At 62.3% G+C, this 25,161-nt stretch carries 23 protein-coding genes; 9 read left to right on the top strand and 14 right to left on the bottom strand.

Going from position 1 to position 25,161, the window contains the following annotated elements:
- Positions 1-148: 148 nt before the first annotated feature.
- The 4 genes from HX824_RS21845 to HX824_RS21830 all read right to left on the bottom strand — a co-directional run bounded on the left by HX824_RS21845 (position 149) and on the right by HX824_RS21830 (position 4,733).
- Entirely contained in the window at positions 149-1,714 is a 1,566-nt protein-coding gene (locus HX824_RS21845) for a DHA2 family efflux MFS transporter permease subunit (RefSeq protein ID WP_177049885.1), read from the bottom strand.
- Positions 1,711-2,820, bottom strand: a complete 1,110-nt coding sequence (locus tag HX824_RS21840; RefSeq protein WP_177049887.1) for an HlyD family secretion protein — start codon at positions 2,818-2,820, stop codon at positions 1,711-1,713. Before HX824_RS21840 ends, HX824_RS21845 begins: the two co-directional genes overlap by 4 nt.
- 22 nt (positions 2,821-2,842) lie before the next feature.
- Positions 2,843-3,364, bottom strand: a complete 522-nt coding sequence (locus HX824_RS21835) for a helix-turn-helix domain-containing protein (protein WP_008434717.1) — start codon at positions 3,362-3,364, stop codon at positions 2,843-2,845.
- Between the two features lie 184 nt (positions 3,365-3,548).
- Positions 3,549-4,733 (bottom strand): MFS transporter, encoded by a 1,185-nt coding sequence (locus tag HX824_RS21830; protein WP_134326311.1) that lies wholly within the window; start codon positions 4,731-4,733, stop codon positions 3,549-3,551.
- Positions 4,734-4,827: 94 nt separating this feature from the next.
- Here HX824_RS21830 and HX824_RS21825 point away from each other — a divergent pair, with 94 nt between their 5' ends.
- The 4 genes from HX824_RS21825 (at position 4,828) to HX824_RS21810 (ending at position 10,042) form a co-directional block, all read left to right on the top strand.
- Positions 4,828-5,721 carry a LysR family transcriptional regulator gene (locus tag HX824_RS21825; protein WP_023658741.1) on the top strand — a complete coding sequence of 298 codons (894 nt, stop codon included), beginning with the start codon at positions 4,828-4,830 and terminating at the stop codon, positions 5,719-5,721.
- A 252-nt stretch (positions 5,722-5,973) separates the two neighbouring features.
- Positions 5,974-6,429: a (2Fe-2S)-binding protein gene (locus HX824_RS21820; protein WP_008434715.1), complete on the top strand. Its 456-nt coding sequence runs from the start codon at positions 5,974-5,976 to the stop codon at positions 6,427-6,429.
- A complete protein-coding gene (locus tag HX824_RS21815; RefSeq protein ID WP_177008662.1) occupies positions 6,429-8,681 on the top strand; it encodes a molybdopterin cofactor-binding domain-containing protein in 2,253 nt (750 codons plus the stop codon). Before HX824_RS21820 ends, HX824_RS21815 begins: the two co-directional genes overlap by 1 nt.
- A 17-nt stretch (positions 8,682-8,698) precedes the next feature.
- Positions 8,699-10,042 carry a cytochrome c gene (locus tag HX824_RS21810; RefSeq protein ID WP_003215611.1) on the top strand — a complete coding sequence of 448 codons (1,344 nt, stop codon included), beginning with the start codon at positions 8,699-8,701 and terminating at the stop codon, positions 10,040-10,042.
- A 139-nt stretch (positions 10,043-10,181) separates the two neighbouring features.
- Here the strand turns inward: HX824_RS21810 and msrA are convergent, their stop codons facing one another.
- The 7 genes from msrA to HX824_RS21775 form a co-directional block, all read right to left on the bottom strand.
- On the bottom strand, positions 10,182-10,688 hold the full coding sequence (msrA, locus tag HX824_RS21805) for a peptide-methionine (S)-S-oxide reductase MsrA (RefSeq protein WP_003215613.1): 507 nt from the start codon (positions 10,686-10,688) through the stop codon (positions 10,182-10,184).
- Positions 10,685-12,172, bottom strand: a complete 1,488-nt coding sequence (locus HX824_RS21800) for an MFS transporter (RefSeq protein ID WP_177055053.1) — start codon at positions 12,170-12,172, stop codon at positions 10,685-10,687. Before HX824_RS21800 ends, msrA begins: the two co-directional genes overlap by 4 nt.
- Before the next feature lie 201 nt (positions 12,173-12,373).
- Positions 12,374-12,844, bottom strand: coding sequence for an Lrp/AsnC family transcriptional regulator (locus HX824_RS21795; RefSeq protein ID WP_003215617.1), 471 nt, complete (start codon positions 12,842-12,844; stop codon positions 12,374-12,376).
- Positions 12,845-12,871: 27 nt separating this feature from the next.
- A complete protein-coding gene (locus HX824_RS21790) occupies positions 12,872-14,179 on the bottom strand; it encodes an FAD-binding oxidoreductase (protein ID WP_177036117.1) in 1,308 nt (435 codons plus the stop codon).
- 83 nt (positions 14,180-14,262) lie between these two features.
- On the bottom strand, positions 14,263-15,102 hold the full coding sequence (locus tag HX824_RS21785) for a transporter substrate-binding domain-containing protein (protein ID WP_003215621.1): 840 nt from the start codon (positions 15,100-15,102) through the stop codon (positions 14,263-14,265).
- Positions 15,103-15,176: 74 nt separating this feature from the next.
- A complete protein-coding gene (locus HX824_RS21780; RefSeq protein WP_023658742.1) occupies positions 15,177-15,941 on the bottom strand; it encodes an amino acid ABC transporter ATP-binding protein in 765 nt (254 codons plus the stop codon).
- A gap of 15 nt (positions 15,942-15,956) precedes the next feature.
- Complete coding sequence (locus HX824_RS21775; RefSeq protein WP_177055052.1) at positions 15,957-16,922, bottom strand: amino acid ABC transporter permease; 966 nt, start codon at positions 16,920-16,922, stop codon at positions 15,957-15,959.
- 215 nt (positions 16,923-17,137) lie between these two features.
- On the opposite strand from HX824_RS21775, the gene HX824_RS21770 reads away from it, so the two are divergent.
- The gene (locus HX824_RS21770; protein ID WP_003215625.1) at positions 17,138-17,545 is read left to right on the top strand and encodes a VOC family protein; all 408 of its coding nucleotides are present in this window, start codon (positions 17,138-17,140) and stop codon (positions 17,543-17,545) included.
- A gap of 468 nt (positions 17,546-18,013) precedes the next feature.
- Here HX824_RS21770 and HX824_RS21765 read toward each other — a convergent pair whose 3' ends face one another.
- The 3 genes from HX824_RS21765 to HX824_RS21755 form a co-directional block, all read right to left on the bottom strand.
- A complete protein-coding gene (locus HX824_RS21765) occupies positions 18,014-19,264 on the bottom strand; it encodes an NAD(P)/FAD-dependent oxidoreductase (protein WP_177055051.1) in 1,251 nt (416 codons plus the stop codon).
- A gap of 109 nt (positions 19,265-19,373) precedes the next feature.
- The gene (locus HX824_RS21760) at positions 19,374-19,817 is read right to left on the bottom strand and encodes a type II 3-dehydroquinate dehydratase (RefSeq protein WP_023658744.1); all 444 of its coding nucleotides are present in this window, start codon (positions 19,815-19,817) and stop codon (positions 19,374-19,376) included.
- A gap of 17 nt (positions 19,818-19,834) precedes the next feature.
- A complete protein-coding gene (locus tag HX824_RS21755) occupies positions 19,835-20,269 on the bottom strand; it encodes a RidA family protein (protein ID WP_003215629.1) in 435 nt (144 codons plus the stop codon).
- Positions 20,270-20,486: 217 nt separating this feature from the next.
- Between HX824_RS21755 and HX824_RS21750 the strand changes: the two genes are divergently transcribed.
- The 4 genes from HX824_RS21750 to HX824_RS21735 all read left to right on the top strand — a co-directional run bounded on the left by HX824_RS21750 (position 20,487) and on the right by HX824_RS21735 (position 25,129).
- A complete protein-coding gene (locus HX824_RS21750; protein ID WP_008434694.1) occupies positions 20,487-21,461 on the top strand; it encodes a LysR family transcriptional regulator in 975 nt (324 codons plus the stop codon).
- A 380-nt stretch (positions 21,462-21,841) separates the two neighbouring features.
- Entirely contained in the window at positions 21,842-23,359 is a 1,518-nt protein-coding gene (locus HX824_RS21745) for an amino acid ABC transporter permease/ATP-binding protein (protein WP_003215631.1), read from the top strand.
- Between the two features lie 35 nt (positions 23,360-23,394).
- Complete coding sequence (locus HX824_RS21740) at positions 23,395-24,267, top strand: phytanoyl-CoA dioxygenase family protein (RefSeq protein WP_008434690.1); 873 nt, start codon at positions 23,395-23,397, stop codon at positions 24,265-24,267.
- Between the two features lie 28 nt (positions 24,268-24,295).
- Positions 24,296-25,129, top strand: a complete 834-nt coding sequence (locus HX824_RS21735; protein ID WP_023658745.1) for an ABC transporter substrate-binding protein — start codon at positions 24,296-24,298, stop codon at positions 25,127-25,129.
- The last annotated feature ends 32 nt before the right edge of the window (positions 25,130-25,161 follow it).

Here is a 25,161-nt window from a genome sequence, read left to right as displayed (position 1 = left end):
AGGTTGAGTACAGGTAAAGGGGTATTCAGCGCCTGGGCAACCTTAGAGAGGTGCCTCCCAGATGCACAAGCTAGCAAATTCCGACGCGACTGTAGGCAATGGAGCCGGGTGCTGTACTCACAGCCTCAAACGTTGTGACAAGTCCTCTCTAATGCGCATCCGCCGTCGGCTGCTTCGGCGGTTGCACCTTGCGCATCAACGGCACCAGCAACACGGCGACGACGAAGCACACCATGATCATCAGGAATGCGTCCGCATAGGTCAGCGTTTGCGCCTCGCGCCAGGTCAGCGCCCACAGCTGACTCAGCGCGAACTGGCTCGAATCCAGGCTGTTTTGCCCCAGCAACTGGGCATTCCCTGAAAGCTGGTCAAGCCAGACATTCATCGATTCGTTCCGGATGTTCAGGTGTTCAGCCAGGCGCAGGAAGTGCAGGTTGGTGCGGTCATTGAGCACCGTGGCGCAGGCGGCGATGCCGATGGCGCCGCCGAGGTTGCGCATCAGGTTGAACAGGCCCGAGGCGAGCTTCAGGCGGTCGGGGGCCAGTGCGCCGAGGGTCAGGGTGACCACCGGCGGCACTGCCATTTGTTGAGCAAACCCGCGTATGGCTTGAGGCAGCAGCAGCTCCTTGGCGCCCCAGTCGTGGGTGATGGGGGAGAAGTCCCACATCGACAGGGCGAATAACGACAACCCGAACATCAAAATCCAGCGCAGGTCGAAACGATTGGCCAGCAAGGCGTACACCGGGATCGCCAGCAACTGGAACACCCCCGTGGAAAACACCGCCAGGCCGATATCCAGCGAGCCGTACCCGCGCACCCGCCCGAGAAACAGCGGCGTGAGGTAGATGGTGGCGAAAATGCCGATGCCGGTGATAAATGAAAACAGGCAGCCCAGGGCGAAGTTCCTGTCCCGAAGCGCGCGCAGGTCGACGATCGGCTCCTTGATTTCCAGGCAGCGCCAGATAAACACCCCGCCGCTGATGGCGGCTATCCAGGCCGTGGTCGAGATGGTGCTGTCGCTGAACCAGTTCCAGCGCGGGCCTTCTTCGAGGGTGTATTCCAGGCAGCCGAGAAACACCGCCATCAACGCCATGCCGATATAGTCGGCGCCCTTGAGCAATGACGGGTTGGGGCGGTCGACCTTGACCAGCATCGGCACCGCAAAGGTCACGAAGAGGCCGGGCAGCAGGTTGATGTAGAACAGCCAGTGCCAGGAGGAGATGTCGGTGATCCAACCGCCCACGGCCGGGCCCAATGTGGGTGCCAGGGACGCGATGGCGCCGATGGTGGAGGCGGCGATCACCCGCTGCTTGCCGTTGAAGTACATGAACGCGGTGGTGAACACCAACGGAATCATCGAGCCCCCCAGAAACCCCTGCAAGGCGCGAAACGCGATCATGCTCTGGATGTTCCAGGCCATCGCGCACAGCAGGCTGGTCAAGGTGAACCCGGCCGCCGACGCCGCGAACAGCCAGCGCGTGCTCATCACCCGGGAGAGCCAGCCTGACATGGGGATCACGATGATTTCCGCGATCAGGTAGGCGGTCTGCACCCACGCCGTATCGTCCGCGCCGGCAGACAACCCGCCGCCGATGTCCTTGAGGGAGGCGGAGACGATCTGGATGTCGATCAAGGCGATGAACATGCCCACGCACATGGTGGCGAAGGCCGCGACTTTTTGTGCGGTGCTGAGGGCGGGCAACGGGCTGTTCATAGCTGGGCCTTGAGGGCGCTGGCCTGGTCCTCGAACGCCTCATCGGTGTTGACCTTCGCCATCACCGACAGGCCCGGACGCAGGGCGCCGAAGTCGGCATCGTTGCTGTCGAGGCGCACGCGCACCGGCACTCGCTGCACGATCTTGGTGAAGTTGCCGGTGGCGTTTTCCGGCGGCAGCACACTGAATTGCGCCCCGGTGGCAGGGGCCAGGCTCTCGATGTGCCCGTGGAATTCACGGCCGGGGAGGATGTCGGCGCGGATGCTCACGCTTTGCCCGACCTGCAGGCGCCCCAATTGGTCTTCCTTGAAGTTGGCATCCACCCACAATCCTTTCGCGGGCACCACCGAGATCAGTTGGCTGCCGGCCGCGGCGTAGGCACCGACCCGGGCGCGGCGATTGCCCACGTAGCCGTCCACTGGGGCCCGCAGTTCGGTGTAGCTGATGTTCAACTGCGCCTGGTCGCGTTCGGCTTGGGCCTGTTGCAGCGCTGCGCGGGCCTGGTCGCGCTGGGTTTCAATCACGTCGATTTGCCGACGCGCCGCCATCAGCCCGGCTTGCGCTCGGGAGTGGTCGGCGCGGGCGGTCTTCCATACGGCGCTGACCCGCTGTGCGCTTTCGACCGATACGGCCTGGCTGCGCACCAGGTTCTGGTAACGCGTTTGATCGTCGCCGGCCCGTTGTGCTTCGGCATCGGTGGCGTCGATCTGTGCCTTGGCCTGGTTGATCACCGCCAGTTGCAGTTGTTCGGTGGCGTCGAGGTTGGCGAGCGTCGCCTGTTGCGCGGCCACGGCGCCGTCGGCTTTGGCCAGGGCCGTGCGGTAGTCGCGCACATCGATGCGCGCCAGCACGTCGCCGGCCCGTACGAACTGGTTGTCCTGCACCGTCACTTCGCTGATATAGCCCGGCACTTTGGCGCTGATCACCGTCACATCGGCCCCGACATAGGCGTCGTCGGTGTCTTCGATAAACCGGCTGACCAGCCACCAGTGGCTGGCGTACCACACGCCGCCAGCCACGGCCAGGGTCAACAGCCCCAGGCGCAAAACCTGTTTGCGCCGGGATGGTTGGGTGGGTTCGGGCACAGCGCTGACTGGAGCGTCCATGACGAAATGACCTCGTTGAGTATTAGTGGGGGAAGGGGCTGACCAACTGGTCTTTTTCGGCGTAGGCCCGGCCGGTTCGTGCGCGCCACAGGGTCAGCGGTTCGGCATCGGCGCTGACATGTACGCGGTGGCCCGCACGGGTGATGGGGTTGCCGGTGTTGGCATCCATCAACGCCAGCACCACCGGGCGCCCGGTGGACTCGTCGGCGAGAAACACCTTGGTCGATCCCTCGGCATGCCGCGCGCCCCAGGCCATCAGCGTGAGGATGACCTGGCGCAAGTCCCGGCCCGCTTCGGTGAGGTGGTACTCATGGCGCGGCGGGTTGTCCTGGTACGGGCGCCGTTCCAGCAAGCCGCCGGCCACCAACGCATTCAGGCGGCGGGTCAGGGTGTTCGAGGCGATCCCGAGGCTCTGCAGGAACTCGTCGAAACGGCGCAGCCCGTAGAACGCATCACGCAGGATCAACAGGCTCCAACCATCACCGATGTGCTCCAGGGCACGGGCGACCGGGCAGGACATGGGTTGGAAGCTGGCTTTCTTCATGAGGGACTCCGGGAACTGTTGCTAAATATTACGCAAGTAATATTGCACAGTGGATTTCATAATGAAAGTCACTAGTTGAAATTTTTTGCAGCGCTGGATGGCGGCCAGGCAGACGCAAAAAAGCCCCGGGATTCGGGGCTTTTCAGAGGGGAGGGTGTAGGGGGGCGTTTAAGCGCGGCTGTCTTTATGCCTGCGCCGGTTCCTGGCAGATACGTGAACCTGCGCGCCGCGAGCGCCAGCCAAGGCCCAGCACCATCAGCAAACCCAGGGCCGCCATGATCGCGCCAGCCAGCGAAATGGCCGGGTAGCCCAGCCCTGCGTTGATCACTGCTCCCCCCAGCGCCGCGCCAATGGCGTTACCGAAGTTGAACGCACCGATGTTCATCGCCGAGGCCAGGTTGGGTGCATCCTTGGCGGCTTCCATCACGCGCATCTGCAGGGGAGGTACCAGCGCAAAGCTGGCGGCGCCCCACAGCAGGATCGACAAGGCGGCGGGCAGCGGCCATTGCATGAGCACAGAGAACGCCAGCAGCACGGCAATCAGGACCACGAGCGACGTTATCAGGGTGCGGTCCACCGAACGGTCCGCAGACTTGCCGCCCCAGACGTTGCCGAGGGTCAGGCCGATCCCGAACAGCACGAGCATTGCGGTGACGAAGTTGGTCGAGGCGTGGGTGACATCCCGCAGAATCGGCGCGATATAGGTAAACACCGTGAACATGGCGCTGGACCCCACCACGGTCAACGCCAGCGCTGCCAGTACCGGCCCGCGGCCCAGTACGCGGATTTCGGCCATCAGGCTTGCCCCTTTTGGAGCGGGCGTATTCGGTAGCGCCCACCACAGGGCCACCATCACGAACGCCCCGAGCCCGCTGATGCCCCAGAACGCCGTACGCCAGCCGAAGTTCTCGCCGAACCAGGTTGCCAGGGGCACGCCACCGATGGTCGCCAGGGTCAGCCCGAGGAACATCGCGGCGACGGCCCCCGCGCGTTTGTCGGGCGCTACCACACTCGCTGCCACGATGGAGCCGATGCCGAAGAATGCCCCGTGATTCAGCGATGTCACCAACCGGGCGACCATCAGGGTCTGGTAGTCGGTGGCCAGGGCGGACAGCAGATTACCCAGGGTGAAAATGGCCATCAGGCCCACCAGCAGATACCGGCGCGCCACCCTGGCTGTCGCGAGGGTCATGATCGGGGCGCCGATCAGCACGCCCATGGCATAGGCGCTGACAAGCAGCCCGGCGGCGGGAATGGAAACACCGAGGTCGGCGGCGATCCCGGGCAACATGCCCATGGGGGCAAACTCGGTGACCCCGATGCCGAAGGCGCCGATGGACAGTGCTACAAGGGGTGGGTTGATACGCATAGGTGACTCCTCATCTTTGTATCAAATGCTACAATCACGACTTTTCAGGCGGTAGCCCTCGGCAGGGCACTACAGCTTTGCGTGGAGATCACAAGTGGACATAGGCGGTCGGTCGGGGGAGATGGCGGTGTTCGCCATGGTCGCGGAGCAGGGTAGCCTCTCGGGGGCGGCTCGGGTGCTGGGCCTCACGCCGTCATCCATCAGCCGCATCATCACCCGCATCGAGGGGCGCATAGGCACCCGCCTGCTGCTGCGCACCACCCGGGCGATCACGCTCACGGCCGAAGGCGAAGCGTATTTGCGCGGCGCCCGGCGGATCCTGGCGGACATGGCCGAAGTCGAGGATGCGATCACCGACCAGGGCGCGCCACGGGGGCGGCTGAGGGTCAGCGCGGCGCTCGCACACGGGCGGCTGTCGATCGTGCCGCTGGTTGCCGCGTTCAGCGCGCGCTACCCGGCCATCGTGGTTGAGTTGCGGCTGGAGGATGAGGTGGTGGATATCCTGGGCGGGCAAGCGGACGTTGCAATCCGCTTCGGTCAATTGGCCGACAGCCCCTTGACCGCTCGCCTTATCGGCTCCATCGGCGAGGTCATAGTCGCTTCCCCGGACTACCTGGCGCGTCATGGCACACCGCAGGTGCCGCAGGATTTGCTCAACCACAACTGCCTGCGTTTCAACTTCCGCCGGGCAGCGCCCGACTGGCCGTTTCGCGTGGACGGGCGCGATTTTTCGCTGCAGGTGTCGGGTACGATCGAGGGTAACAGCGGGGAGGTATTGTCCCAGTTGGCCAAGCTGGGTGCCGGCATCGCGCGCATTGGCGCATTCAGCGTGGCAGATGACCTGGCCAGCGGTGATCTGGTGCCGTTGCTTGAAGCGTACAACCCCGGAGACCAGGAGCCGATTCACGCGGTGTTCGTCGGCGGCGCGGCGATGCCTGCGCGGGTCAGGGCATTTGTCGACTTTCTGGTGGAACACCACCCGGCGTGACCGCCACTGACACCACAGGCCGCTCCCCCCCTGACGCAATCCTCTTGAATACTTGCCTAATCCTGCGATCTTGCCCACCCCTGCATAGCGCCTTGATGAACCAGGGTCTAAAGTCATTCCCATCGCCCGCTAGACTAGTCAAACCACGCGCGCGCGAACCAGACGGGCCATCGATGCCCAGCGGCGAGGCCCCGTCTTGCCGTCTAAAAATACTAAAAAATGCAACACCAACCGATGATCAGCGGGTGAGCCATGGAATTACGAATTAACCAGCAGACCCACCAAGTCGACGCCGAACCCGACACGCCCCTGCTCTGGGTCATCCGCGACAACCTGGACATGACCGGCACCAAATACGGCTGCGGCCTGGCGCAATGCGGTGCGTGTTCGGTGCTTGTGGACGGCAATGTCGTGCGTTCCTGCGTCACGCCCGTTTCCGGCGTGGTCGGCCGCGAAATCACCACCATCGAAGCCATCGAGTCCGATGACGTCGGCAAGCGGGTCGTTGCCACCTGGGTCGAATACCAGGTCGCCCAATGCGGCTACTGCCAATCCGGCCAGGTAATGGCGGCCACCGCGCTGCTCAAGCACACGCCCAAGCCCAGTGATGCGCAGATCGAGGCCGCCATGGTCAACCTCTGTCGCTGTGGCACCTATAACGCCATTCATGCCGCCGTGCATGACCTTGCGCAGAAGGGAGAGGCCTGATGAACATTCGCATTGATCCCACTGCGCTGCCCTTGGTCGCGGCGCTGACTGACCCGGTGAACCTGTCCCGCCGTCGTTTCCTGGCCAGTACGGCCGTGGGCGCGCTGGTGATTGGTTTTGGCCTGCCGCTGGGGTCTGGCCGAGTGCAGGCGGCCACCGCTGCGGCCACGGCCGAACGCGGTACGCAGGTGCCGGCCTTCCTGGAGATTCGCCCGGACAACACGATTCGTTTGCTCAGCCCGTTTATCGAAGGCGGCCAGGGCACGTTCACCGCGATGGCGCAGATTGTCGGCGAGGAGTTGGACGCCGACCCGGCCACGTTCCTGGTTGAGTGTGCCCCGCCCGGTGAAGCCTTTGTGGTGATGGAGAACGGCATGCGCATCACTGGCGGCAGTATGTCGGTGCGGATGAGTTACCCCACGATGCGCCGGCTGGGTGCGCTGGCCCGGGCGATGTTGCTGGAGGCCGGGGCGCAGGCGCTGAAGGTACCGGTGAGCGAGCTGTCGACCGAGCCGGGCAAGGTCGTACACGCGGCGTCCGGGCGTTCCCTTGCGTATGGCGAATTGGCCGGGCGGGCGATGGACCTGCCGGTACCGGATGTGGCCAGTGTGAAGCTGCGCGACCCAAGCCAGTTCCGTTGGATCGGCAAGCCGGTGAAGCGTCTCGATGCGTATGACAAGTCCACCGGCAAGGCGCTGTACAGCATAGATATGAAGGTCGACGGCATGCTCCATGCCGCCGTGCAGCATGCGCCCCGGCTCGGCATGACCGTGGGCAGCCTGCGCAACGAAGACCAGGTCAAGGCCATGCCGGGCGTGCATTCGGTGCATCGCCTGCCCGGTGCGGTGGCGGTGGTGGCCGAGCGTTGGTGGCATGCCAAGCGTGCGGTGGAGTCGATTCAGGTCGACTGGCTGGAGCCGACGGCTGATTCCAAGGTGCGCGGGATGCCGAAGGACTTTTCCAGCGACGAGCATTTCAAGCGCCTGGCCGCAGAAACCGGCCCGGCCCGTGATGATGAGAACGAGGGCGACGTGGCCGGCACGCTGGCCAATGCCAAGACCAAGGTCGAGGCCACTTACCACAACCAGTACCTGCACCATGCCCAGTTGGAGCCGCCTTCGGCGCTGGCGCGCTTCAACCCTGACGGTTCGCTGGAGATCTGGCTGCCGAATCAGGCGCAGGACATGTTCCTGGCCGATATCGCCAAGCGCACCGGCCTGGCCCCGGAGCGGATTACCCTGCATTCGCCGTTGTTGGGTGGTTTTTTCGGGCGGCACTTCCTGTATGACTCGGCCAGTCCTTACCCGCAGGCCATCGAGTTGGCCAAGGCGGTGGGGCGCCCGGTGAAGTTGATCTGGAGCCGCGAAGAAGAATTCCTGCGGGATGTGCTGCGCCCGGTCGCAGCGGTGAATTTCCGTGGGGCGCTGGACAGCGACGGCTGGCCGGTGGCGATTGAAGCGGTGAGCGCCACGGAGGGACCGACCGAGGCCCTGGCGGGCAAGCAGGGCGAGAAGCTCGACCCGACGGCCCTTGAGGGACTGTCCGGCAAGTCCTATGCGATTCCCAACAAGCGTATCGCGCAGATCTATGTGAAGGGCCCGGTGATGCTGGGCTACTGGCGTTCGGTGGGCAATTCGCTGAATGACTTTTTCTACGAATCCTTCCTGGATGAACTGGCCGACAAGGGTGGCAAGGACCCGTTCGAGTTGCGCCTGCATCTGTTGCGGGATAACCAGCGGCTGACCACCCTGCTGAAGGCGGTGGGCGAGTTGTCGGGTGGCTGGAAACGTGGGCCGTTTGTTGCCGAGGACGGCAGCAAGCGCGCACGCGGGGTGGCGATGGCGTCACCGTTCGGCACCCAGACGGCGGTGATTGCCGAGGTGTCGATCGAGAACGGCCAGGTCAAGGTGCACGACATCTGGCAGGCAATCGACCCGGGCAGCATCGTCAACCCGGCGATTGTCGAGGCGCAGGTGAATGGGGCAGTGTCGCTGGGCTTGTCCCAGGTGCTGTTGGAGGAAGCGGTGTATGTGGACGGCTTGCCTCGGGCGCGTAACTACGATTTGTACCCGGTGCTGCCGCCTTCGCGGATGGCCCGGGTGCACGTGCGCGTGATCGAGAGCGGGGAAAAAATGGGCGGTATTGGCGAACCGCCGCTGCCCGCCGTGGCGCCTGCCGTGGCCAACGCCGTCGCGGCGTTGACCGGGCAGCGCGTTCGCAGCATGCCGTTAAGCCGCCACTCCTTCACCTGACCGGGGCCTGAGCACTTATGAACAACCGTCGATTCGCAAGAACCGTTGGCTGGCTGGCGCTGCCGTGCCTGGTCGCCGCAGGCCTGCTGGCCTGGTATGTCACCCGCGAGCCTGTCTCGCCGCTGGGGGCCGAGCCCGTCGCCACGGACCCGGCGCTGGTCGCCCGAGGCGAGTATGTCGCCCGGCTCAGCGACTGTGTGGCGTGCCACAGCGTGCCCAACGGCAAGCCCTTTGCCGGTGGCCTGGAAATGGCCACGCCGCTGGGGGCGATCCACGCCACCAACGTCACGCCAGACCCGGAAACCGGTATTGGCAGCTACAGCCTCGCCGACTTCGACCGCGCGGTGCGCCAGGGTGTCGCGCCGGGTGGGCGCCGCCTGTATCCGGCGATGCCGTATCCGTCCTATGCCAAGCTCAGCGATGATGATGTGCGCGCCCTGTACGCGTTCTTCATGAAGGGCGTGGCGCCGGTGCAGCAGGCCAATATCAAGAGTTCGATCCCGTGGCCATTGAATATGCGGTGGCCGATCGCGCTGTGGAATGGCGTGTTTACCGACAGCAAGCCGTATGTCGCGAAGGCCGGGAAGGATGAACTGTGGAACCGGGGCGCCTACATCGTGCAGGGCCCGGGGCATTGCGGCAGTTGCCACACGCCACGGGGCCTGGCCTTCAACGAAAAGGCTCTGGATGAAAGTGGCAAGCCGTACTTGGCCGGTGGCTTGCTCGACGGCTGGTACGCACCGAGCCTGCGGGACGATCCCAACACCGGCCTGGGGCGCTGGAGCGAGCCGGAAGTGGTGCAGTTCCTCAAGACCGGTCGCAACAAACATGCGGTGGTTTATGGCTCGATGACCGAGGCGTTCAACAACTCCACGCAGTTCATGAGCGACGATGACCTGGCGGCGATTGCACGCTATCTGCGGTCGTTGCCGGGCGACGAGCAGCGCGATGGTGCGGCCTGGCAGTATCAGGCGGTATCGGCTGCGCAACGCCTGGATGCGCCGGGTGCGCATACCTATGTGACCCGCTGCGCCTCGTGCCATGGGCTGGAAGGCAAAGGGCAACCGGACTGGATGCCGCCGCTGGCGGGCGCCACCTCCGCACTGGCCAAGGAGGACGCCTCGGCGATCAACATCACCCTCAATGGCTCGCAGCGCGTAGTGGCGGCCAATGTGGCGGACGCTTATCGCATGCCGGCGTTCCGTGAGCAGTTGTCGGACCAGGAGATTGCTGAAGTGCTGACGTTTGTGCGCGGCACCTGGGGCAATCAGGGTGGGGCGGTGGATGCCAAGGCGGTGGGCAAGTTGCGTGAGCACACGGGCCCGGCGAGCAGCAGCCCGATCATTCTGCAAATGCGCTGAGGGAAATGCGCCTTGTGAGGGAGGCGCTTTGTGTAGGAACTGCTTTATGTGGGAGCGGGCTTGCTCGCGAAGGCGGTGGGTCAGTGAAGAACTTGCTGACTGACACACCGCTTTCGCGGGCAAGCCCGCTCCCACATTTTCAACCGCGTTTCGGCAGTTTCCAGTTGGGTCGGATGAAGTGGCAGGTATAGCCATTCGGAATCCGCTCCAGGTAATCCTGATGCTCCGGCTCCGCCTCCCAGAACGGCCCCGCCGGTTCGATCTCGGTGACGACACGGCCCGGCCACAGTTTTGAGGCGTCGACGTCGGCGGCGGTGTCTTCAGCGATGTCGCGTTGCTGTTCGCTCAGGTAATAAATTGCCGAACGGTAGCTGGGGCCCAGGTCGTTGCCCTGGCGGTTGGGCGTGCTGGGGTCGTGGATCTGGAAAAAGAACTCGAGGATCTGCCGGTAAGTGATCACCGTCGGGTCGAAGACGATCTCGATGGCTTCGGCATGGTTGCCGTGGTTGCGATACGTGGCATTCGGCACATCGCCGCCGGTGTAACCGACCCGCGTGTGCAGCACGCCGGGGTAGCGGCGCAGCAGGTCTTGCATGCCCCAGAAGCAGCCGCCGGCGAGCAGGGCGGTTTCGGTCGGGTTGGTCATGGTCTGTGCTTCCCCTTGTTGGATACCTCGCTAGTTATGGGGGCAGGTTGGACGATTCCAAGGTTGAGGGGCGCGCCTTCGATCGGCTTTGTCCGCGTTGCCCGCAGCGCCATCAACAGCGCCAACACGGGTGCCAGGGTAAACAGCGCGAACAGCCAGCGCGCGGCATGGGCGATGCCGCCATTGCCCGCCACTTCATTGATGCCCGCCATGTTCGAGATCACCCCAGCCAGCGCCGCGCCCATGGCCATGGCGAACAGTTGCAGGGTGGTGATCGACGAAGCGGCCGTGTCCTTGTCCTGTTCCGAAGCCACTTGCAGGATGCGCGTCAGCAGGTGCGGCCAACCCAGGCCGATGCCGAACCCCACCAGGAACAGCCCCAGGCAGATAGGGGCCAGCAATGTCCATTCGCCCTGGCTGGCGATGGGCGTAGTGATCGCCAGCATCATCAAGCCCGCCACGATAAACAATGGCCCCGCGATGATGGCGCGATGTGGGCCGCGGCCGGTCCAGCCGGAGCTGATGATTTCCGAGACCGTCCAGCCGGCCGCCATCAGCGCGGCCATGTAACCGGCGATCAGCGGTGACTGGCCATGCAAGTGCTGCAGAAAGTACGGCATGAAGATCTCGCTGCTCATGCCGATCACCAACAGGCAGGTGGTCGCATAAAGCGCGCAGAGCGGGGTGCTGAACTTCAATGCATCCCGGGGCAAAAGACGCACGGTGGCGCTGGACTCCTTGCGGATCAACAGCACCACCAGCACGACGCAGGTGGCGATACCCAACAGGTTCCAGCTCGGCAGCGCCGAGACGCTGCCGGCACACACCGCCAGCACCGCGCCCGCCAGCAGCACCAGTTGCGGCACCGGCAAACGGGCGGTGGCGGTCGCCGTGGTGTCGCGCGGGGGCAGGGCGCGGCTGGTGAGTACCATGTACGCCAGGCTCACCGGCACCATCGAGCCGAAGGCCAGGCGCCACGCGTCCATCTCGGCAAACACACCACCCACCGCCGGCCCGACGAGCGTCGCCACGCCCCACATCCCCGACACCAGTGCCATTGCGCGCGGCCACAGGCGCTCTTCGAACACCAGTTGGATCATCGAGTAACACAGGGCCAGCAAGACCCCGCCGCCCAACCCCTGGATGGAGCGCCCCGCGAGCATCACCGGCATGTTCGGCGCCAGGGCACAGATCAGCACACCCACCATGAACACCAGTGTGGCCAGCGCATACGCCAGCCGTGGACCGGTGCGTTGCAACAGCTTGGAGGTGAGGGCGGAACCGAGGATCGAGGCCACCACGTACAGTGTGGTGCTCCACGCATAAAGCGCCAGGCCGCCGATTTCGGCCACCACCGACGGCAGGATGGTGGTGGCGATGTAGGTGTTGGTGGCATACAGCGCGATGCCGCCTGAAAGGGCAATGGAGCGGGTGGCGTTCTTGCCGCTAAGCAACTCGCCCCAACTGCTGTCTTGGGTTTGCATCAACGATTCCTTGTAATGCGTTCGCGGTATGGAAGCCGGCGAAGGGCATAAGCGTCAGGCTTGAGGTAATTAACCAAGCAATTGCTTTTAATATTGCGTTGAGGCGAATTATTTTGCAAGGAATGACTTGTCAGGTGGCTGAGTCGCTATGGCAGTCGAGGCGGAGCGTGAGACGCGCGGTTTCCCACGGCCGGCAGCACTTCACACCATCAGTTTCCGGCTGAACTTGGTTTCCATCACGATATGCGAAGCGGTGTGCGCCACCCCTTTGATCATGTTGATCCTGATGAGCTCGGCATTGAGTTCACTCAGGGTGGCGGTGGCCAGGTGAATGATGAAATCGGACTCCCCCGAGACCGCGTAAACGGCCTGCACCGCTTCCATCCTGCGCAGCGAGGTCATCACATCGGTGTAGCTCTTGTTGGTGCAGGAGGTCATGGTAAAGCAGGTCACCGTCTGCTGAAGCCGGTCCTGGTCGATGCGCACGCTGTAGCCGGTGATGACGCCGGCCTTTTCCAGGCGGGTAATCCGCTCCTGCACCGCAGAGCGCGAGACCCCGAGCTTGCGGGCCAATGACGCGGTGGGTTCGCGTGCGTTGGCTTGCAGCAGGCCAAGCAATTGCCTGTCCTTGTCGGTGAGGTTAAACAGTGGACCGGGATTCTGCGTATCCATGGACACGTCCTTGACCCTCGCTGGGGTTCAGTTTTTATGAGTCGCCCTGTGTTGCGAGCGCTTTTCCTGAAACATATCCATCATTTTCAGGCCGGCGTAAACCGTTTGTGCGGCCGCCGGGCCCAGGGGGCCGCCATTCCATTCCAGGCCGTAGGCATCGAACAGGCGGTAGCGATCGGTTTCGCCGCAGATCGCCTCGGCGATGACGCGTGCGCCGATCGGCGCGGTGTTCATACCATGGCCACCAAATGATGTACACGCCCACAATCCCTGCCCCAGCGGGCCAATGTGCGGCATCTTGTGCCGCGCATAACCCATCAACCCGGACCAGGCCTTGTCGATCCTGATGCCGCGCAATTGCGGATAAACGTCGAGGATATCCTGCGTCAGCAATTGCCCCAGGCGTTTCTCATCCTGCAGGTTGCGCGTGGTAATGCGGCCGCCCCAGAGCAGGCGGTCGCCCTCGACGATGCGGTAATAGTCCGAGGCCCGGCGGTTATCGCCCACGGCATCGGAGGTACAGACCGCCTCGGCCAGGCGATCGCCCAGGTGCTCGGTCAGCACTGCATAGGTCGCGATCGGCAGGAAGGCGCGGCGTAATTTGCCGAACTCAGGCCCCCCATAGCCGCCGCAGCAGTACACCACGTGGGCACAATCGACAGTGCCCTGATCGGTGATGACCCGGTGTCGCCCGTTGCGGCTTTCGACGGCGGTCATGGGCGAGCGTTCATGGATTTTGCCACCACTTTGCTCGATCAGTCGGGCCAGGCCGAGGCAATAGTTCAAGGGGTGGAAGTGAAAGCCATGGTTGTCGCGCAGCGCCTGGAAATACCGCTCGGTCTTGAGCTTTTCGCGCACCGCCTGGCGATCCAGGTAGTCGAGGTGAAAGTCGAAATCCGCGGCCATTTTGTCCCGCACGCGCTGCAGGTTGTCGCCATCTTCGTAGCGCACCACACTCAGTTTTCCCGGGGTTGGCGTGCAGCCGGGCAACTGATGATGGGCGATCATGCCCCGAACAATCTCGACGCCTTCAAGCGACAGTTTGAACAGCGCGGCGGCCGTCGGTTTGCCGCAGCGTCGCTCGATGGCGGCCAACCCTTCGGACCAGCCCTGGAGCACGAAGCCACCGTTGCGCCCCGACGCTCCCCAGGCCACGCGACCGGCATCCAGCAGCACCACCGACTGCCCGCGGGAGACCAGCTCCCACGCCGTGCTCAGCCCCGCCAGCCCGGCGCCGATCACGCACACATCGGCCCGGGCGTTGCCACACAGCGCCTGGCGTTCAGTCGTGTCGCGCATCGTGGCGGTGTAGTAATTGTTGTTATAGGTGAACATGAAGTCGGCCGTCCTTTTTTCGCGGCGCAGGCATACAGCGCGCCGCGTCGAGGACGGGGCGCCTGTACGGCCTGTGGGGTTTTTTACTGCACCTGGGTGAGGTCGGCGCCGTACCATTTCTCTGACAATTGCTTGAGCGTGCCGTCGGCTTTCATGTCGGCGACGATCTTGGTCAGCGCGCTGTTGAACGCCTCATCGCCCTTGTCCACGGCGATGGCCAGGGGTTCGTAGTAGGCGGGTTTGCCTTCCACCCTGACGATGGGGTAGCCATTCTTGACGGCGGCGACGATGGTGGGCAGGGCGGACAGGGTTGCGTTCAGGCGCACCCCGTCCCCCATGCGCAGGTCATCCAGCGGGCCCATGCTGTCGCCGTACGTGCGAACCTCGCCGGGGGTGACTTCGTAAGTGAAAGGCGGCACATCGGCGGCGTCGATCTTGAGGCGGCGGTTGATATAGTCCTCCGAAGTCGTACCGGCTTCGACGCCGATGATCTTGCCGTTCAGGTCCGCCACTTTGGTCTCGGCCGCGTCCTTGTGCACCGCGAATACATACGGCGTGTAGTAGTAGATCGCGGGGAAGTCGAGCACCCGGGTGCGCTCGGTGGTCGGGGTCATGGAGCCGACCGACAGGTCCCAGCGGCTCGACCAGCGCCCGGCGGTGATGATCCCGTATTCGGGCGTCACGAAGTCGACTTTGCTGCCCAGGCGTTTGCCGATTTCGCTGGCGACGTCGATATCGAAGCCTTGCAGCTTATTGTCCGGGCCCAGGAACGATTGCGGTGGCCAGTTGGCCGAGGTGGCCACCTTGATCACCTTGGTTTCATGGATGCGGTCGAGGGTCGAGCCCGCCCAGGCCGCGCCTGTGAGGCTGGTGAGGGCGGTGGCGACAGCGGCTGCGGTGAAGAAGCGAGTGAACGAGATCATGGGTAAGCCTCCAGTATCTTGAGTGCGGTGCCTGTTGTTTTTATCGGTGACTTCGCAAGGTTCGACGGTGCTGCTCAGTGGCTGAGAATCTGCGACAGGAATTCCCGGGCACGCTCGTGCTGCGGGTTGTCAAAAAACTCGGTGGGTTTGGCTTGCTCGATGATGCAGCCCTGGTCCATGAAGATGATCCGGTCGGCCACCCGCCGGGCGAATCCCATCTCGTGGGTGACGCAGACCATGGTGATGCCGTCCTGGGCCAGTTCGCCCATCACGTCCAGCACTTCCTTGACCATCTCGGGGTCAAGGGCCGACGTGGGCTCGTCGAACAGCATGATGCGCGGGCGCATGCACAAGGCCCGGGCAATGGCGACGCGCTGCTGCTGGCCGCCCGAGAGCTGGCTGGGGTATTTGTCGGCCTGGTTCCCGATGCGCACTCGGTCCAGGTATTCATAGGCCAGCTCGCGGGCCTGGGGCTCGCTGAGCTTGCTCACCAGACGCGGTCCTACCATGAGGTTCTCCAGCACCGTCATGTGCGGGAACAGGTTGAACTGCTGGAACACCATGCCGACCTGGCGCCGTATGCCCGCCACGCAGGCGGCATCACGGGTCAACTCGGTGCCCTCGATGAACACGTGGCCTTTCTGGAAGTCTTCCAGCAGGTTCAGGCAGCGAATCAACGTGGACTTGCCGGAGCCCGACGGCCCGCAGACCACCACGATTTCACCGCTGGCAATGTGCAGGTCGATGCCCTTGAGCACATAAAAATCGCCATACCATTTGTGCATGTCCTGGATCGATATTGCAGGGTATGGAGCAGGGACTATTGAGGGCTGATTCATCGTCATGCTCCTGGTTCAGCGATGGGCGCGGTTGAAGTGCTTTTCCAGGCGGGCCTGGACGGTTTCCAGCATGATCGACAGCAGCCAATACAGCACGGCGGCGGTGATCAGCATTTCCAGGTGCCGGAACTCGGCGCGTCCCTGGGTTCGTGCCAGGAACATCAGCTCCCAGACGCCGATCACCGACACCAGCGAACTGTCCTTGAGCATCGAGATGAACTGGTTGCCCGTTGGCGGAATGATCAAGCGCATGGACTGCGGGAGAATCACCCGGGTCATCGTCTGGAACGGGTTCAGGCCAATCGCCCGCGAGGCTTCCCACTGGCCCCGCGAGATGCTGCTGATACCGGCGCGGAAGATCTCCGTCATGTAGGCGCCATAACACAGCGAGAGCGCCAGGATCCCGGCTGGAACCGCCCCGACGACATAGCCGAGCTGGGGAATGCCCAGGTAAATCAGATAGATCTGGATCAGCAGCGGAACGCCGCGGAAAAACGAGGTGTAGAAGCTCGCAATCGCAATCGCGAAGCCGTTGGAAGACAAGCGCGCGGTGGCGCCCAGCAGCGCCAGGACGAACGCAATCGCAATCGAAATCGCCGACACGTAGACGGTGGTGAACACCCCCTGGGTGATCATGAAGCCGATTTTGGTCGCGATGAAACTGTAGGAAAGGTTGAAGGTGTCGAAGAACAACAGGAACAGCACCAGCAACTCGCACCAGACCGTGATGATCTGCGCGCGCAAGGGAAAGCGGCCAAGGATGAACAGGTTCAGCACCACCGTCAGGGTGAGCGTGCCGCCCACTGCAATGTCACGCGCCAGTGGTGCCTTCAGGTCGAGAACGATGGGGCCCATCAAGTGGGAGAGGCGGCCTTCACCGACGCCGCAGGCGAGCGTGATGATGAAAATCACCACGGCCACCGCGCCCATGAATACCGCGCTGTCCGTCATGCGGGTCTTGACGATATGGTCTCTGTACATGGCTTACGCGCCCCGGGGTGAGCCCCTTTATTGTTGTCAGCCCATTATGGGTTGACGAAATGCCGGGCGGCACCCTGCGGATTGTTGGGATTTGCGGTTTTTATTGGCGTATGAGGGGATGGGAGCCGTACATATGCCGGGCGGAGTCATCAAGCTTTCGCCAGCAATCATTTCGCGCCAGACTCATGGGCATTCATTGCCCCAGGGTAGCCACCATGATTTCCCATGTGTTTTTAGGTACAGGTGATTTTGATCGGGCTTTTGCTTTCTATTCGAAGGTGATGGCTGAGTTGGGCCTCAGGTTGAAATTTTGCGATGCGGATAAACCGTGGGCCGGTTGGGTGGCTGAAACCGCACCTCGTCCGATCTTCGTCATTGGGGCGCCATTTGATGGCAACCCGAGTGCACCCGGGAATGGGCAGATGGTGGGGCTACTTGCGCCCAGTCGGGAAGCGGTTAGAAGAAGTTATACAGCGGCGTTGGCGCTCGGCGGGATATGTGAAGGAGAGCCTGGATTAAGGCCTCACTACCACCCCGATTATTACGGCGCGTATTTTCGAGATACTGATGGCAACAAGCTGTGCGTGTGCTGCCATGATCCACAAGCAAATTACCCTCGGTGAGGGTGAGTTGAACGAGTAAAAGCTGAGGCTGGGAACGCTGAACAGGGCTGAGGGCGTTGGGGCGGGTTTGGAACTGGGATTGAGGTAGTGATCCATGGCGCGCTGGGCGGCCTGGTGGAGTTTTGGATCGGAAGTTCCCGTAGGATTAGGGGTAACCTTGAACATTGTCTGGATGCTCCATTTTGGTCCCCGCCTTATCGCTACTAAACGAAAGGTGGCAGCTGTGTGCAGGTTAGTAGAGCGGATATTCCAGACAAAACCGGCGCGCCCGAGGGCGCCCTGCACACAGCCACCATTAAGCACAGACAAAGACGTCTGACAGATGATGCTTATGCACATTGCCTAGAATACTTCGGGCTACTAAACCCGATCACTGAGGTTTCAGCGACCGAGCAACCTTAGAGCCCCATCCCCAAGCGCACAAGCCGGCGGATTCTGACGCAACTGTAGGCAATGGAGCAAGGCACCTCACGGCTTGCTATAGGCCATGTACTCATTCTGCAAGACAATATGGTCGGCCAAGTACTTCGCATCATGCCAAACCCCGTAGATAAACGAAGACGCGCGGTTCACCAGGTTCGGCAAACCCAAAAAGTAAATCCCGCTTTCCGCCGAAATCCCGCGCTTATGGAAAGGCTCACCTTTCTCGTCGAACGCATGCACTTTCAACCAACTGAAATCAAAACTGAAACCCGTGGCCCACAGAATCGTGGTCACACCGGCCTCAGCCAAATCCAGGCTCAGGATCGGATTCACCAGGCACTCCGGGTCAGCCAACAATTCCCACGCCTCAGGCTCCGGCGCAAACGGCAGGCCGTTCTGCTCGATATAGGCGTCGGCATCCCGCAGTACATCAAAGTAGGCACGGTCACCTTCAGCCACATTAGCCGCCAGGCCGGGCTCAAACTCCATCACGCCTTCATTCCACGACCGAGTAACACCCACCAGCGTAATGCCCATGTGCGCCAGGCGGCGGAAGTCGACGGTCTTGCCGCCTTCATAGCCACTGACGGCAAACGCCACATGCTTCTTCTTCGGCTGGATTTTGACCTCGTCCCACAAGCCCAGCGCGCCCAGCCACCAGCAGTAATCACGGCCACGATACGAGCGAGGAGGGCGATAGTGTTCGCCCACCGAGAGGTACACGGTCTTGCCGGCCTTTTGCAGTTCCTCGGCAATTTGTGAACCCGATGCGCCAGCGCCCACCACCAACACAGCACCCTCGGCCAACTGGCCGGGATTCTTGTAGGCCGAGGAGTGCAGCTGTTGAACCGTGGCGTGTGCGGGCACCAGATTCGGAATGGACGGACGTTGAAACGGGCCTGTCGCCGCAACAACGTTGGTGGCCTCGATCACACCCGCCGAGGTGGTCACCTTGAACCCGGGGCGACCCACGTGGCGTTCCACTTGCTGCACTTCAACCCCGGTGCGCACCGGAGCCTTCAGCATGTTCACGTACTCTTCAAAGTAGGCCGCCATGCGCTCTTTCGGCGGGAAGCTCTCGGGGGAAATGCCTTCGAATTTCATGCCGGGAAAACGGTCGTGCCAGGCCGGGCCGTTGGCGACCAGCGAGTCCCAGCGCTCGGACCGCCAGCGCTCGGCGATGCGGTTACGCTCCAGCACGATGTGCGGCACGCCCATGAGTGACAGATGCTCGCTCATGGCGACCCCCGCCTGGCCTGCGCCCACCACCAGGGTGTTGATCTTTTCAACTGACATGTGAGCTTCCTAAAGATAAGCGACCATCGACCGGTATCAGTGTGATCAAGCAACCGCCAGCCGGAAATTATGCTTTTTGAACGTAGAGGTTAGGCAAAACCAAAGCCCTTCAATCGGCCTCCAGCAGCTCGGCCACCGCCGTCAGGGCCAGGCGGTAGCCCAGCGCGCCGAGGCCTGCGATCACGCCGGTGGCGGCTTTGGACACATAGGAGTGATGACGGAAAGCCTCGCGCTTCCAGATGTTGCTCATGTGCGCTTCGATGATCGGGCCGTCGAACGCCAGCAGCGCATCGAGAATCGGCACCGAGCTGTAGGTCAGGCCGGCGGCGTTGATGATCACCGCGTCGGCGTTGAGCCGGGCCTCCTGAATCCAGTCCACCAGCACCCCTTCATGGTTGCTCTGGCGAAAATCCAGGGTCAGGCCCAGTTCGATCGCGTGGCGCTGGCAGCACGCTTCGATGCTGGCGAAGCTTTCGCTGCCGTAGGTGCCGTTCTTGTCCAGACCGTACAGGTTGGCGTTGGGGCCGTTGAGGAAATACACAGTGCGGGGCATGGCAAGCTCCAGGTGGCTCATGGTTGCTGGTTGGGGTTCCAGTCATCCGGCACCACCGCAATCACATCGATCTCCATCAACCACTCCGGCTGGCCCAGACCCGAAATCACCAGGCCGGTGGAGATCGGGAACACGCCCTTGAGCCATTTGCCGACCTCCTGGTACACCGGTTCGCGGTAGCGCGGGTCGATCAGGTAGGTGGTGGTCTTCACGATGTGCGACAAATCGGAACCGGCTTCCTCCAGCAGTTGCTTGACGTTTTTCATTGCCTGTTCGGCTTGCGCGCGCGGGTCTCCGAGGCCGATCAGGTTGCCGTCGAAGTCCGTGCCGATCTGGCCACGTACATAAATGGTATTGCCGGCGCGCACGGCCTGGCACAGGTCGTTGTCCAGCGCCTGGTTGGGGTAGGTCTGCTTGGTGTTGAACATGCGGATACGGGTATGGGTGGGCATTGCTGGCAACTCATGAGGCGCGGAATAAATCCAGCTTCACATTGGCCTCGCCCGCGCGAAACCAGCATTTGCGCGAGGTAATGCTTAGGCAAAACCGAAGCGCCATCCGCCGGCGTCAGCGTCGGGCTAAAACAGCAATCGGCATGAACCATGCAACGCTGTGTTTGAGGCAGGCGGCGCCGGCTTGGCGTCAGCTTATTGATGATGTGGAGGCGTGATGCTCAGTCGTATTACCCAGCGCCAACTGGAATATTTCGTGGCTTCCGGTGAGGCAGGCAGCATCAGTGCGGCGTCTGAGCGCATTCATGTGTCGTCGCCGTCTATCTCGGCTGCGATCACCCACATGGAGGCCGAGTTGGGCATCCAGCTGTTTGTGCGGCATCACGCCCAGGGCATTTCCCTCACGGCAGTGGGGCGCCAGGTGATGCAGGAGGCCAAGCTGATCCTGGAGCAGATGACCAACCTCTACACCATCGCTTCCGAGTCGCTGAACACCGTGCGCGGACCGCTGCGGGTGGGTTGCCTGGAGTGGCTGGCGCCGATGATCACCCCTGAGCTGGTGTTTGGTTTTGGCCGCGCGTTTCCAGGTGTACGCCTCACGCAAGTGGAGGGCAACCACGAGGAAATGCTGGAAAAACTGCGCAGCGCCGAGATCGATATCGCCCTGACCTACGACCTGGTGACCAGTGACGACATCGACTTCCAGCCGCTGGCGCAATTACCGCCGTATGTGATGGTGGGTGAGTACCACCCGCTCGCAAGCCTGTCGGCGGTGAGCATGCTCGACCTTGAGGATTACCCGGTGGTGCTGCTGGACACGCCCTGGAGTCGGGAATATTTCCTCAGCTTCTTTATGCAGGCCGGTACCACACCGAACATCATCATGCGCTCCAGCAACCTTGAAACCGTGCGCTCGATGGTTGCCAATGGCATCGGCTATTCCTTCGCGAATGCCCGGCCCAAAGCCAATCTTTCCCAGGACGGCAAGCGCTTGATCCGCCTGCGCTTGTCCGGCCCGCACCGGCCCATGCAGCTGGGCTATGCCACGGCGAGCAATACCCAATTGTCCCGCGTGGTGTCGGCGTTTGCCGAGCGTTGCCGCATGTTCGTTTCAGACCAGTACATCCCGGGCATGGCGGCCCCGAGCTTTTTTGATGCCCATGCGGTGCGCACCCTGAACGGCGCGGGCTGAGCCGCGTGCTTTCCTGCTTTTCTGTGGGAGCTGGCTTGCCTGCGATGCAGGCACCTCGGTCTTCCAGGTACACCGGGGCGATGCTATCGCAGGCAAGCCAGCTCCCACAGGGGATCGCGTTTGCTTCGCACCAAGATGTGGCGCTGATTGCCTGATGGGCGAGGTGTCGCCCCATTAAGAGACAGGCTGTTTTACCAGTCCAGTCGTCACCCAGGGAACGGTGACGCTGCGTAGGTTCTCCCTACCCAATAGGCCGGCTTTTACGAATTGACCCCAAGGGCCTCTCCCCACGAATCTCAGTCCATCGGTGCAGATCAGGGTTCGACCTTCACGTTGAGCATTCGGTGGGCATTTTCATTTTTTTGTCGAGCACAGTGACGATGACTTTCAACTGGAATTACATGTTTGGTTTGCTGGCCGATGCCGAGTTCTGGCGGGCGACATGGACGGTCATCCAGCTCAGTTCGTTGACATGGGTCCTGAGTATCGCGCTGGGCTTCCTGCTGGCCCTGGCCAAGCAGTCAAAGCACGCGCTGATTAGCCTGCCGGCGCGTGGCTATATCTGGTTGTTCCGCAGCCTGCCGCTGCTGGTGCTGCTGATCTTCATCTACAACCTGCCACAGGCGATTCCCGCCACGTCGGTGATTCTGGCGGACCCGTTCTGGGCCGGCCTGCTGGCGCTGGTGATCTGCGAAACCGCCTATGTCGCTGAGATTCACCGGGGCGGCCTGCTGTCGATTCCCAAAGGTCAGGGCGAGGCCGCGCGGGCACTGGGGCTGAAGTTTTTCGGGATCCAGTGGCGGGTGGTGATCCCGCAGGCATTGCGGGTGGCGCTGCCGTCGCTGGCCAACGAATACATCTCCATCGTCAAGCTGACCTCGTTGGTGTCGGTGATTTCGCTGACCGAGATCCTGATGGTCGGCCAGCGCCTGTATTCGCAGAATTTCCTGGTGATCGAGACGATGGCGGCGGTGGCTTTTTTCTACGTGTTCATCGTCACGGTGTTCGACTTCCTGCTCAAACGGCTCGAGCGTTTTCTCGACGTCAATCAACGCAACGTGTCCCGGGTACCTGATGCCGAGGTGCTGGCGCTGGCGACCCGACAGCACGTCGCCCTGCAACGCCCTGTCAGTACCGAAGGCCCGGCGCTGCAGGCCAGCCGGCTGCACAAGGCCTACAACGATGTAGAGGTACTGGGCTCGGTCAACCTGCAGATCCAGCCCGGCGAAGTAGTGTCGGTGATCGGGCCTTCGGGCTCCGGAAAAACCACCCTGATTCGCCTGCTCAACGGTCTTGAGCAACTGGACAACGGCGAGATCCAGATCAACGGCCAACCCTTTATTCACCTGAACAAAGTCGGCGCGCAGAAGCCGCAGTATGTCGAGCACGCCGAGCATCGCCTGAACATCGGCATGGTGTTCCAGAGCTTCAATCTATTCCCGCATCTGAGCGTGCTCGACAACTTGCTGATGGCGCCGAAGTACCACCACCTCGGCAAGCTGGATGAGCTGAAGCAACAAGCCTACGCGCTGCTGCACAAGGTCGGCATGCTCGATCACGCCTGGAAGTACCCGCATCAGCTTTCCGGTGGCCAACAGCAGCGCGTGGCCATCGCCCGCGCCCTGATGATGCGCCCGCAAATCATGCTGTTTGACGAGCCCACCTCGGCCCTGGACCCGGAAAAAGTCAACGAAGTCCTGCAGGTCATCGAGGCCCTGGCCCAGGAAGGCATCACCATGGTGATCGTCACCCATGAGATGAATTTCGCGTTCAAGGTCTCCGACCGGATCGTGTTCATGGAGAGAGGCCGTGTGGTGTGCGACGACACGCCGCAGGCGCTGCGCAGCGGCGAAAACCCACGTGTGGAGGCGTTCCTCAAGGACGTCTCGCTGGCGTAACTCCTTTAACGTTCGAGCGACAAGAGAGCCACAACATGATCGAGCAAGCGCAAATTGAACAGTTTCACCGGGACGGTTTTCTGGTGGTGCAAGACGTGCTGTCGGCTGAAGAAGTCGCCGCGTTGCAGCACGACTTCGACCAGTGGGTAGAAGACAGCCGCAGCCACGAACAGGGCTGGGGTGAAACGGCAGATGGCCGTGCGCGTTTCGACCTGGAAGGCGACCATCGCCCGGATCATCCCTCGCTGCGCCGAGTGAGTTCGCCCACCGAAATTTCGCCGGCATACCAGCGTGTGGCGTTGCATTCGCGGATGGCAGCGATCTCCGCGCAACTGATCGGGGGCGGCGGCACGCGTTTTCATCACAGCAAGATCAACTCGAAACTGCCCCACACCGCCACGCAGGTGAAGTGGCACCAGGACTTCCTGTTCACGCCCCACAGCAATGACGACATCGTCACGGCCTTGCTGATGGTCAGTGAAGTCACACCGCAGAATGGCCCGTTGAATGTGATTCCCGGCAGCCACAAAGGCCCGTTGTGGTCCCACTGGCGCGACCAGCGTTTCACCGGTTCGGTGGACGACACGGTGGTCGACGACCTGTGCCACGACCCGGTCGCCTGTTATGGCCCGGCCGGTTCCGTGTGCTTCATGCACACCCGTCTTTTGCACGCTTCAAGCCCTAACGAGACCGAACTGCCGCGCACCCTGTTCATCAGCGTCTACGCCGCTGAAGACGCGCTTCCATTCGGCGAAAACCCGCTGCCCAGCGCGCACGCCGGCCTGATAGTGGCCGGTGAAGAAAGTGGGCTGGTGCGTTCCACGGAAAACCACCTGCGCTTGCCGCAGAAGCCCCGTGGCGCCTCTTTCTTTGTGCAACAGGCCGGCCAGGATTCAGTCACTGCCTAACCTTCTTCTCACCTTGCAGGGTATTACCATGACAGCGTTTCAGATGATTGCTCGCCCTATTGCCGTGTGCCTGCTGGGCGCTGCGGTTGCAATGACGTCGTTGGCGGCTTCGGCTTTCCAGAAAGACGGGAAAATCGTCGCAGGTTCCGATGTGACCTTCTTTCCCTATGAATACATGGATAACAACAAGCCCGCCGGCTTTGATATCGAATTCATGGATGGCCTGGCCAAGACCATGGGGCGCACCGTCGAGACCCTCGACACGCGCTTTCCCAACCTGATCACCGGCCTGCAGGCGGGGCGATTCGACGTGACCAACTCTTCGATGTACATCACCGCCGAACGGGTGAAAGTCATCGATATGATTCCCTACCTGAAAAGCGGTGAGTCGATCCTGACGCTCAAGGGCAGCGACTTCCAGCCCAAGACCCCTGAAGAGTTCTGCGGCCACAAGATCGGCTCTATGGGCGCCACCTCCTGGCTGGCGCAGATGCACAAGCTGTCGGATGAGTACTGTGTGAAGAAAGGGCTGAAGCCGATCGCGATCAGCGAGTACAGTACCGACCCGCAAACCACCCAGGCCTTGCTGGCTCATGCTGTTGAAGCGCAGATCACCGATGCGGCCGTGGCCCGTGGCGCAGTGGAAAAACTCGGCGGGCGCGTGGTGATTTCTTCCGATACCTTGATCTACCCGGTGTTGAACGGCTTTGGTGTGAAGAAGGGCAATGACGAGGTCAAGAACGCCTTGATCGAAGGCATCAAGAAGTTCAGCGCCACCCCTGAATACGCCGCCTTGCTCAAGAAATACAACTTCCAGGCGCCTACCGATGCCGACATCGCCGAGCTGATGCCGAAGTCCTGACCGGAAACTGTTCACTTAAGGAACACGCCATA

The organism is Pseudomonas sp. D4002 (assembly GCF_013385665.1).
Lineage (GTDB): Bacteria > Pseudomonadota > Gammaproteobacteria > Pseudomonadales > Pseudomonadaceae > Aquipseudomonas.
This window is presented reverse-complemented; position numbering and strand designations above follow the sequence as displayed.

Coding starts and splice junctions, on each gene's coding strand:
- HX824_RS21845 (WP_177049885.1), bottom strand. CDS start 1,714: ATGAACAGCCCGTTGCCCGCCCTCAGCACCGCACAAAAAGTCGCGGCC.
- HX824_RS21840 (WP_177049887.1), bottom strand. CDS start 2,820: ATGGACGCTCCAGTCAGCGCTGTGCCCGAACCCACCCAACCATCCCGG.
- HX824_RS21835 (WP_008434717.1), bottom strand. CDS start 3,364: ATGAAGAAAGCCAGCTTCCAACCCATGTCCTGCCCGGTCGCCCGTGCC.
- HX824_RS21830 (WP_134326311.1), bottom strand. CDS start 4,733: ATGCGTATCAACCCACCCCTTGTAGCACTGTCCATCGGCGCCTTCGGC.
- HX824_RS21820 (WP_008434715.1), top strand. CDS start 5,974: ATGGAATTACGAATTAACCAGCAGACCCACCAAGTCGACGCCGAACCC.
- HX824_RS21815 (WP_177008662.1), top strand. CDS start 6,429: ATGAACATTCGCATTGATCCCACTGCGCTGCCCTTGGTCGCGGCGCTG.
- HX824_RS21810 (WP_003215611.1), top strand. CDS start 8,699: ATGAACAACCGTCGATTCGCAAGAACCGTTGGCTGGCTGGCGCTGCCG.
- msrA (WP_003215613.1), bottom strand. CDS start 10,688: ATGACCAACCCGACCGAAACCGCCCTGCTCGCCGGCGGCTGCTTCTGG.
- HX824_RS21800 (WP_177055053.1), bottom strand. CDS start 12,172: ATGCAAACCCAAGACAGCAGTTGGGGCGAGTTGCTTAGCGGCAAGAAC.
- HX824_RS21795 (WP_003215617.1), bottom strand. CDS start 12,844: ATGGATACGCAGAATCCCGGTCCACTGTTTAACCTCACCGACAAGGAC.
- HX824_RS21790 (WP_177036117.1), bottom strand. CDS start 14,179: ATGTTCACCTATAACAACAATTACTACACCGCCACGATGCGCGACACG.
- HX824_RS21785 (WP_003215621.1), bottom strand. CDS start 15,102: ATGATCTCGTTCACTCGCTTCTTCACCGCAGCCGCTGTCGCCACCGCC.
- HX824_RS21780 (WP_023658742.1), bottom strand. CDS start 15,941: ATGAATCAGCCCTCAATAGTCCCTGCTCCATACCCTGCAATATCGATC.
- HX824_RS21775 (WP_177055052.1), bottom strand. CDS start 16,922: ATGTACAGAGACCATATCGTCAAGACCCGCATGACGGACAGCGCGGTA.
- HX824_RS21770 (WP_003215625.1), top strand. CDS start 17,138: ATGATTTCCCATGTGTTTTTAGGTACAGGTGATTTTGATCGGGCTTTT.
- HX824_RS21765 (WP_177055051.1), bottom strand. CDS start 19,264: ATGTCAGTTGAAAAGATCAACACCCTGGTGGTGGGCGCAGGCCAGGCG.
- HX824_RS21760 (WP_023658744.1), bottom strand. CDS start 19,817: ATGCCCCGCACTGTGTATTTCCTCAACGGCCCCAACGCCAACCTGTAC.
- HX824_RS21755 (WP_003215629.1), bottom strand. CDS start 20,269: ATGCCCACCCATACCCGTATCCGCATGTTCAACACCAAGCAGACCTAC.
- HX824_RS21750 (WP_008434694.1), top strand. CDS start 20,487: ATGCTCAGTCGTATTACCCAGCGCCAACTGGAATATTTCGTGGCTTCC.
- HX824_RS21745 (WP_003215631.1), top strand. CDS start 21,842: ATGACTTTCAACTGGAATTACATGTTTGGTTTGCTGGCCGATGCCGAG.
- HX824_RS21740 (WP_008434690.1), top strand. CDS start 23,395: ATGATCGAGCAAGCGCAAATTGAACAGTTTCACCGGGACGGTTTTCTG.
- HX824_RS21735 (WP_023658745.1), top strand. CDS start 24,296: ATGACAGCGTTTCAGATGATTGCTCGCCCTATTGCCGTGTGCCTGCTG.